Origin of the sequence: Pseudomonas sp. MWU16-30323 (genome assembly GCF_020515595.1) — a bacterium.
GTDB lineage: Bacteria > Pseudomonadota > Gammaproteobacteria > Pseudomonadales > Pseudomonadaceae > Aquipseudomonas > Aquipseudomonas yamanorum.
In genome coordinates this window covers 1-7,263 of sequence record NZ_JAIWYM010000064.1, presented here as the reverse complement: position 1 = coordinate 7,263, position 7,263 = coordinate 1, and the positions used below count along the sequence as shown (strand labels likewise).

The 7,263-nt window shown below is 61.9% G+C and carries 9 protein-coding genes; all 9 read left to right on the top strand.

What is annotated here, in order from left to right; genetic code table 11:
* The first annotated feature begins 272 nt into the window (after positions 1-272).
* The 9 genes from LIY45_RS30325 (at position 273) to flhB (ending at position 7,255) form a co-directional block, all read left to right on the top strand.
* Entirely contained in the window at positions 273-1,643 is a 1,371-nt protein-coding gene (locus LIY45_RS30325) for a flagellar hook-length control protein FliK (RefSeq protein WP_226478671.1), read from the top strand.
* Positions 1,644-1,892: 249 nt separating this feature from the next.
* Entirely contained in the window at positions 1,893-2,393 is a 501-nt protein-coding gene (fliL, locus tag LIY45_RS30320; RefSeq protein ID WP_017477463.1) for a flagellar basal body-associated protein FliL, read from the top strand.
* A 9-nt stretch (positions 2,394-2,402) separates the two neighbouring features.
* Positions 2,403-3,371, top strand: a complete 969-nt coding sequence (gene fliM, locus LIY45_RS30315) for a flagellar motor switch protein FliM (protein WP_017477464.1) — start codon at positions 2,403-2,405, stop codon at positions 3,369-3,371.
* A gap of 34 nt (positions 3,372-3,405) precedes the next feature.
* Positions 3,406-3,873, top strand: coding sequence for a flagellar motor switch protein FliN (gene fliN / locus LIY45_RS30310; protein ID WP_063028102.1), 468 nt, complete (start codon positions 3,406-3,408; stop codon positions 3,871-3,873).
* Between the two features lies 1 nt (position 3,874).
* A complete protein-coding gene (gene fliO / locus LIY45_RS30305) occupies positions 3,875-4,309 on the top strand; it encodes a flagellar biosynthetic protein FliO (RefSeq protein ID WP_026077957.1) in 435 nt (144 codons plus the stop codon).
* On the top strand, positions 4,309-5,052 hold the full coding sequence (gene fliP, locus LIY45_RS30300) for a flagellar type III secretion system pore protein FliP (protein ID WP_003214554.1): 744 nt from the start codon (positions 4,309-4,311) through the stop codon (positions 5,050-5,052). The genes fliO and fliP overlap by 1 nt, the downstream gene beginning before the upstream one ends.
* Before the next feature lie 3 nt (positions 5,053-5,055).
* Complete coding sequence (fliQ, locus tag LIY45_RS30295) at positions 5,056-5,325, top strand: flagellar biosynthesis protein FliQ (RefSeq protein ID WP_003214552.1); 270 nt, start codon at positions 5,056-5,058, stop codon at positions 5,323-5,325.
* A gap of 13 nt (positions 5,326-5,338) precedes the next feature.
* Positions 5,339-6,115, top strand: a complete 777-nt coding sequence (gene fliR, locus LIY45_RS30290; protein WP_003214551.1) for a flagellar biosynthetic protein FliR — start codon at positions 5,339-5,341, stop codon at positions 6,113-6,115.
* A gap of 3 nt (positions 6,116-6,118) precedes the next feature.
* Complete coding sequence (flhB, locus tag LIY45_RS30285; protein ID WP_226478669.1) at positions 6,119-7,255, top strand: flagellar biosynthesis protein FlhB; 1,137 nt, start codon at positions 6,119-6,121, stop codon at positions 7,253-7,255.
* Positions 7,256-7,263 lie beyond the last annotated feature (8 nt).

Sequence of the window (7,263 nt, the reverse complement as noted above, 5' to 3'; positions counted from 1 at the left end):
GTGCTTTTGCTTTTGATCTTGATCTTGATCTTGATCTTAGGCGCCCCGTTAAACCACGCTGGCACACCGAGCCTAAGCGAGGTGCCGAGTGGTGGGGCAAGAGCCTTTTGGTTACTTTTGGGCTCCTTTCAAAAGTGACCCGCTGTAAGAGCGGAACCCATACCAGCCATCACCCAAATAACGGATATACACCCAAAACCAAAACCTGGCCCAACTCTTGCTCTACCTCCTGTAACCGCACCCTCGACCCCTGTGCGGCGGAGACTCTTATCATGGCAATCACCCCGAATTCGCTTCTTCAGGCGGCCCAAGCGGCCAAGCCTCAAGCGCCAGCTGCCAATCCACCGGCAGTGGCTGCGGACCCGCGGGACAAGGCCCCGGGCTTCGCTCAGGTGTTCGCCAAACAGGCCCCCGCGCCCGCGGCAAAACCCACCGACACCACCACCCGGTCGACCCGCGACAAGCCTGCGGACGCCAGCGCCAAGCCCGCCGCCAACAACGACAAGCCTGCCGCCGGCACTCCATCGGTTGCCGATAACGGCAAGACTTTGCCTGCCACCCCGCCGGCCAAGCCCGACACCCCGGACACCACCGCCAAGACCGACGACACGGCCCCGGCAGATGACCCAACCCTGGCCCAGCAACCCCCGGTCGACCCAGCCGTCGACCCGGCGCTGATGGCCGCGGTAGTCCCCGTTCCCGTCCCGGCAGCGCCAGCGCCCGTCGAAACACCGGCACCGGCTGCCGCGAAAGACGACAAGTCCCAGCCAGTGGTAGCGCCACCCGTGGCTGCCACCGATGACGCCAAGCCCGCCTTCGACCCCGAAGCCGACCCACTGGACGCCATGCCTGCCGTACGCCTGGCCATGGAACAGGGCGGTCACGTATCCGCCAGCAGCCAAACCCCAGCCAAAGGCACGTCGGCCCCGACCCAGGATCAGCCAACGGCCGCGCAAAACTTCGCCACTGGCCTGGCCAGCATGGTCGATCAGCAAGCGTCCAAGGACAGCACCGACCAGGGCGGCGACAAAGCCTTCACCGGCCTGATCGATGGCGGCCTCAAAGACCTGAAAGACGCCCGCAGCGACACCCGTGTCGACGATTTCGCCAATCGCCTCGCCGCACTGACCCAGGCCGCCACGCCGAAAACCGCAAATGCCCTGCCGCCGGTGGCCAATGCACCCCTGGCCATGCACCAGAGCGGTTGGACCGACGAGGTGGTGAACCGGGTCATGTACCTGTCCAGCGCCAACCTCAAGTCGGCAGAAATCCAGCTGCAACCCGCTGAACTGGGCCGCCTGGACATCAGCGTGAAAATGTCCGCCGACCAACAGGCGCAGGTCACTTTCATGAGTGGCCACGCGGTGGTTCGTGAAGCGCTGGAAAGCCAGTCGGGCCGTCTGCGGGAGATGTTTGCCCAGCAGGGCATGGGCCAGGTCGACGTCAACGTGTCGGACCAGTCCCGTGGCTGGCAGGGGCAGCAGGGCCAGGATCAACAGCAGCAGAACCAGGCACGCGGCGTCAGCGGCACTGGCGGGCGGGGTGATGGGGTTGATGGCGGCGGTATCGGTGAGGTGGCAGAGGTTGCTGCGCCGGTGGTGCATTCCGTGATTGGCTCCAGCGCCGTGGACTACTACGCCTGATCTGAGAAGCGGCCCTTTTTCCAGTTGGAATCAGGTCATGTGGGAGCTGGCTTGCCTGCGATAGCGGTGGGTCAGCAACCAAGATATCGGCTGGCAGGGCCTCATCGCAGGCAAGCCAGCTCCCACAGTTGATCGGGGTTGTGAATGAGAGAGCCCTACTCTTCCCATCTGAACTGACAACTCTGGCATAACACTTGCTCTTGCCTTTCCCCAGAACTATGAATCCCTGAATAGTGACGGATTATTGGCATGGCGAAGAGCGACGACGTAGCAACACCACCCGCAGGCAAGGGCAAGCTCAAGCTTATCCTGCTGATTGTCCTGGCCTTGTTCCTGGCGATCGGCCTGTCTGTGGGGGCTACCTGGTACTTCATGCACAGCGCCCAGAGCAAACCGGCCGCGACGGCCGAGGTCAACCCTAACGTCAAGCAACCGGCAATCTTCGAGCCGATGCTTCCGGCGTTTGTCGCCAACTTCAATCAGAACGGCCGTCAACGCTACCTGCAGGTGAGCATTACCCTGCTGGCGCGTAACCAGGCAGACCTGGATGCCCTCAAGGTGCACATGCCAGTGATCCGCAACAACCTGGTGATGCTGTTTTCCGCCCAGCCCTTCGACACCCTCGCCACCCCGGTGGGCCAGGAAATGCTGCGCCAGAAGGTCACGGCCAGCGTGCAGGAAGTGGCCCAGAAGGAAGTCGGCAAACCGGTGATCGAGCAGGTGCTCTTTACTAATTTCGTATTGCAGTAGGATCACGACATGGCCGTGCAGGACCTGCTGTCCCAGGATGAAATCGATGCGCTGCTCCATGGCGTCGACGATGGTCTGGTACAGACCGAAATGGCTGCCGAGCCCGGCAGCGTCAAAAGCTACGACCTGACCAGCCAGGATCGCATCGTCCGTGGACGCATGCCGACCCTGGAGATGATCAACGAACGTTTCGCCCGTTACACCCGCATCAGCATGTTCAACATGCTGCGTCGCTCGGCGGACGTGGCGGTGGGCGGCGTGCAGGTGATGAAGTTCGGTGAATACGTGCACTCGCTGTACGTGCCCACCAGCCTCAACCTGGTGAAGATCAAGCCGCTGCGGGGCACCGCGTTGTTCATCCTCGACGCCAAGCTGGTGTTCAAGCTGGTGGACAACTTCTTCGGCGGTGACGGCCGTCACGCCAAGATCGAAGGTCGCGAATTTACCCCGACTGAATTGCGCGTGGTGCGCATGGTGCTGGAGCAGGCCTTCATCGACTTGAAGGAAGCCTGGCAGGCGATCATGGAAGTCAATTTCGAGTACATCAACTCGGAAGTGAACCCGGCCATGGCCAACATCGTCGGCCCCAGCGAGGCTATTGTGGTCTCCACCTTCCACATCGAACTCGATGGCGGTGGCGGCGACCTGCACGTGACCATGCCGTACTCGATGATCGAGCCGGTGCGCGAAATGCTCGATGCCGGCTTCCAGTCCGACCTCGACGACCAGGACGAACGCTGGGTCAAGGCCCTGCGCGAAGACCTGCTGGACGTCGACGTACCCCTGACTGCCACCGTGGCCCGTCGCCAGTTGCGGTTGCGGGATATTTTGCACATGCAGCCGGGGGATGTGATTCCCGTCGAGCTGCCGGAAGAACTGATCATGCGCGCCAACGGCGTGCCGTCGTTCAAGGTCAAGCTGGGTTCTCACAAAGGCAACCTCGCGTTGCAAGTGATTGAACCGATCAACCGCCGCTGATCCACACTAATTTCTGCTCCGCCGAGGACATGTAATGGCTACCGAACACGAAAACACTTCCGCCGAAGACCAGGCCCTGGCTGACGAGTGGGCGGCTGCCCTGGAAGAAACCGGCGATGTCGGCCAGGACGATATCGACGCGCTGCTGGCGGCTGATGCGGCCACCGCGCCGGTGGGCAACCGCCTTCCCATGGAAGAGTTCGGCAGCGTGCCGAAGAACAACGAGCCGGTAACCCTGGACGGTCCGAACCTGGACGTGATCCTCGACATCCCGGTGTCGATCTCCATGGAAGTCGGCAGCACCGAAATCAACATCCGCAACCTGCTGCAACTCAACCAGGGTTCGGTGATCGAGCTGGATCGCCTGGCCGGTGAGCCGCTGGACGTGCTGGTCAACGGCACGCTGATCGCCCATGGCGAAGTGGTGGTGGTCAACGAGAAGTTCGGCATCCGCCTGACCGACGTGATCAGCCCGAGCGAACGCATCAAGAAGTTGCGTTGATATGAAGCGCTCATTGGTAGGACTGTTATCGACGCTGCCCTTGAGCGTAATGGCAGCAGAACCGGTCGCCCAGGCGGCCGCACCGGCGCTCGGCAGTGGCGTTGGCGGGCAACTGACTCAGCTGGTGCTGGGCTTGTTGCTGGTGGTGGGGCTGATCTTTGTGCTCGCCTGGGTGTTGCGCCGCGTGCAGCGCATCGGCCCGGGCAATGCCCAGGTGATTGAACTGGTGGGTTCGCGCGCCCTTGGCCCGCGGGACCGGCTGGTGCTGGTGCAGGTGGGCGACGAGCAGATTCTGCTAGGCATCACCCCCGGTCGCATCACCCCGTTGCACGTGCTCAAGCAGCCGGTGGACGTGGCCCAGACCCAAGCGGCCACGCCGGAATTCGCCCAGCGCCTCATGGAGTTGCTGGGCAAGGATCAGAAGGATAAGAAGTAATGCGCGTTTTATTGACGCTCATGCTGTTGCTGGCAGCGCCGCTGGCGTACGCGGCGGATCCGTTGTCGATCCCGGCGATTACCCTGGGCACCAATGCGGCGGGCGCGCAGGAGTATTCGGTCAGCCTGCAGATCCTGCTGATCATGACCGCGCTGAGCTTCATCCCCGCGTTCGTGATGCTGATGACCAGTTTCACCCGCATCATCATTGTGTTCTCGATCCTGCGTCAGGCCCTCGGCCTGCAACAGACGCCGTCGAACCAGATCCTGACCGGCATGGCGCTGTTCCTGACGCTGTTCATCATGGCGCCGGTGTTCGACAAGGTGAACCAGCAAGCCCTGCAACCGTACCTGGCGGAGAAAATGACCGCCCAGGATGCGATCGACAAGGCCCAGGGCCCGATCAAGGATTTCATGCTGTCGCAGACCCGTTCCAGCGACCTTGAACTGTTCGTGCGGCTGTCCAAGCGGACCGACATCGCCAGCCCCGACATGGCGCCGCTGACCATCCTGGTGCCGGCGTTCGTGACCTCGGAGCTGAAGACTGCGTTCCAGATTGGCTTCATGATCTTCATTCCGTTCCTGATCATCGACCTCGTCGTGGCGAGCGTGCTGATGGCCATGGGTATGATGATGCTGTCGCCGCTGATCATTTCCTTGCCGTTCAAGATCATGCTGTTTGTGTTGGTGGACGGGTGGGCGCTGATTATCGGCACCCTGGCCGGCAGTTTCGGTGGGGTGTAGACGATGACGCCAGAAGTAGCGGTCGACCTGTTTCGTGAAGCCCTGTGGCTGACCACCATGATGGTCGCCGTGCTGGTGGTGCCGAGCCTGTTGGTAGGCCTGCTGGTGGCGATGTTCCAGGCCGCGACCCAGATCAACGAACAGACCCTGAGCTTCCTGCCGCGCCTGCTGGTGATGCTGATCACCCTGATCGTTGCCGGCCCGTGGCTGGTGCAAACCTTCATGGAATACATCCTGCAGCTGTACGGCAGTATTCCGCAGTTGATCGGCTGACCCCGTGAATTCGATGTTGGCGTTGACCGACACCCAGATCAGCACCTGGGTGGCCTCGTTCATCCTGCCGTTGTTCCGGGTCACGGCGGTGCTGATGACCATGCCGGTGTTCGGTACCACCCTGGTGCCACGGCGCATCCGCCTGTATTTCGCGGTGGCGATCACCGTGGTTATCGTGCCGGGCTTGCCGCCGATGCCGCCGGTGAATGCCCTGGACCTTAGTGCGATGATGTTGATCGCCGAGCAAATCATCATCGGTGCCTTGCTGGGTTTCTCCCTGACGCTGTTCTTCCAGGCCTTTGTGATTGCCGGGCAAATCATCTCGATCCAGATGGGCATGGGCTTCGCGTCCATGGTCGACCCTACCAACGGCGTGTCGGTGGCGGTGATCGGGCAGTTCCTGACGATGCTGGTGACCTTGCTGTTCCTGGCCATGAACGGCCACCTGGTGGTGTTCGAGGTCATGACTGAAAGCTTCACCACCTTGCCGGTGGGCAGCGGGTTGGTAGTCAATCATTTCTGGGAGCTGGTGGGGCGCCTGAGCTGGGTGCTCGGCGCCTCGTTGCTGCTGGTATTGCCGGCGATCACCGCGTTGCTGGTGGTCAACATCGCCTTTGGCGTGATGACCCGGGCGGCGCCGCAGTTGAACATCTTTTCCATCGGTTTCCCGTTGACCCTGGTGCTGGGCATGGGGATTTTCTGGGTCGGCATGGCTGACATTCTCAATCAGTATCAACCGCTGGCGACTGACGCCTTGCAGTTTTTACGTGACTTGGCGCGGGCGCGGTAAGCCATGGCCGAGAGCGAGAGTGGCCAGGACAAAACAGAAGACCCCACGGAGAAACGAAAAAAGGACTCCCGGGAAAAGGGCGAGATTGCCCGCTCCAAAGAGCTCAACACCGTGGCGATCATGCTCGCCGGCTCCGGTGGCCTGCTGATCTACGGCGGTGGTCTGGCCCTGGACCTGATGGAGCTGATGCGCCTGAATTTCTCCCTGCCCCGTGACGTGCTGCTCAGCCCGGGGGCCATGGGCCTGTACCTGCTGCACTCCGGCAAGATCGCGATCCTCGCGGTGCAGCCGATCCTGATTACCTTGCTGCTGGCCGCACTGATCGGGCCGATTTCCCTCGGCGGCTGGCTGTTTGCCGCCGGCAGCATGGCGCCCAAGTTCAGCCGGATGAACCCGGGGCCCGGGCTCAAGCGGATGTTTTCCACCAAGGCCCTGATGGAACTGCTCAAGGCCTTGGCCAAGTTCATCCTGATCCTGTTTGTGGCATTGACGGTGTTGTCGTCCGACATCGACGACCTGCTGCGCATCGCCCATGAGCCGATCGAGCTGGCGATTATCCACAGCGTGCAGGTGGTGGGCTGGAGTTCGCTGTGGATGGCCTGCGGGTTGATCATCATTGCCGCGGTGGATGCGCCGATCCAGCTGTGGGAAAGCCACAAGAAACTGCTGATGACCAAGCAGGAAGTGCGTGACGAACACAAGGACCAGGAAGGCCGGCCCGAGGTCAAGCAGCGGATTCGCCAACTGCAGCGCGAGATGTCCCAGCGCAAGATGATGGCTGCGGTTCCCGACGCCGACGTGGTTATCACCAACCCGACTCACTATGCCGTGGCGCTCAAGTACGACCCGGAGAAGGGTGGGGCGCCGATGTTGCTGGCCAAGGGCAGTGATTTCACCGCATTGAAAATCCGTGAGATTGCCGTGGCCAATGACATTCTGCTGCTGGAGTCGCCGGAGTTGGCGCGATCGATCTTCTACTCCACCGACCTCGACCAGGAGATCCCGGCCGGGCTGTACCTGGCGGTGGCTCAGGTGTTGGCGTACGTGTACCAGATCCGCCAGTACCGCGCGGGCAAGGGCAAGCGGCCGGATCCGCTCAAAGACCTGCCGATTCCGCCGGATTTGCGTCGGGATTCCTGAGTGTTGTC

Coding starts and splice junctions, on each gene's coding strand:
- LIY45_RS30325 (WP_226478671.1), top strand. CDS start 273: ATGGCAATCACCCCGAATTCGCTTCTTCAGGCGGCCCAAGCGGCCAAG.
- fliO (WP_026077957.1), top strand. CDS start 3,875: ATGAAGCGCTCATTGGTAGGACTGTTATCGACGCTGCCCTTGAGCGTA.
- fliP (WP_003214554.1), top strand. CDS start 4,309: ATGCGCGTTTTATTGACGCTCATGCTGTTGCTGGCAGCGCCGCTGGCG.
- fliL (WP_017477463.1), top strand. CDS start 1,893: ATGGCGAAGAGCGACGACGTAGCAACACCACCCGCAGGCAAGGGCAAG.
- fliQ (WP_003214552.1), top strand. CDS start 5,056: ATGACGCCAGAAGTAGCGGTCGACCTGTTTCGTGAAGCCCTGTGGCTG.
- fliR (WP_003214551.1), top strand. CDS start 5,339: ATGTTGGCGTTGACCGACACCCAGATCAGCACCTGGGTGGCCTCGTTC.
- flhB (WP_226478669.1), top strand. CDS start 6,119: ATGGCCGAGAGCGAGAGTGGCCAGGACAAAACAGAAGACCCCACGGAG.
- fliM (WP_017477464.1), top strand. CDS start 2,403: ATGGCCGTGCAGGACCTGCTGTCCCAGGATGAAATCGATGCGCTGCTC.
- fliN (WP_063028102.1), top strand. CDS start 3,406: ATGGCTACCGAACACGAAAACACTTCCGCCGAAGACCAGGCCCTGGCT.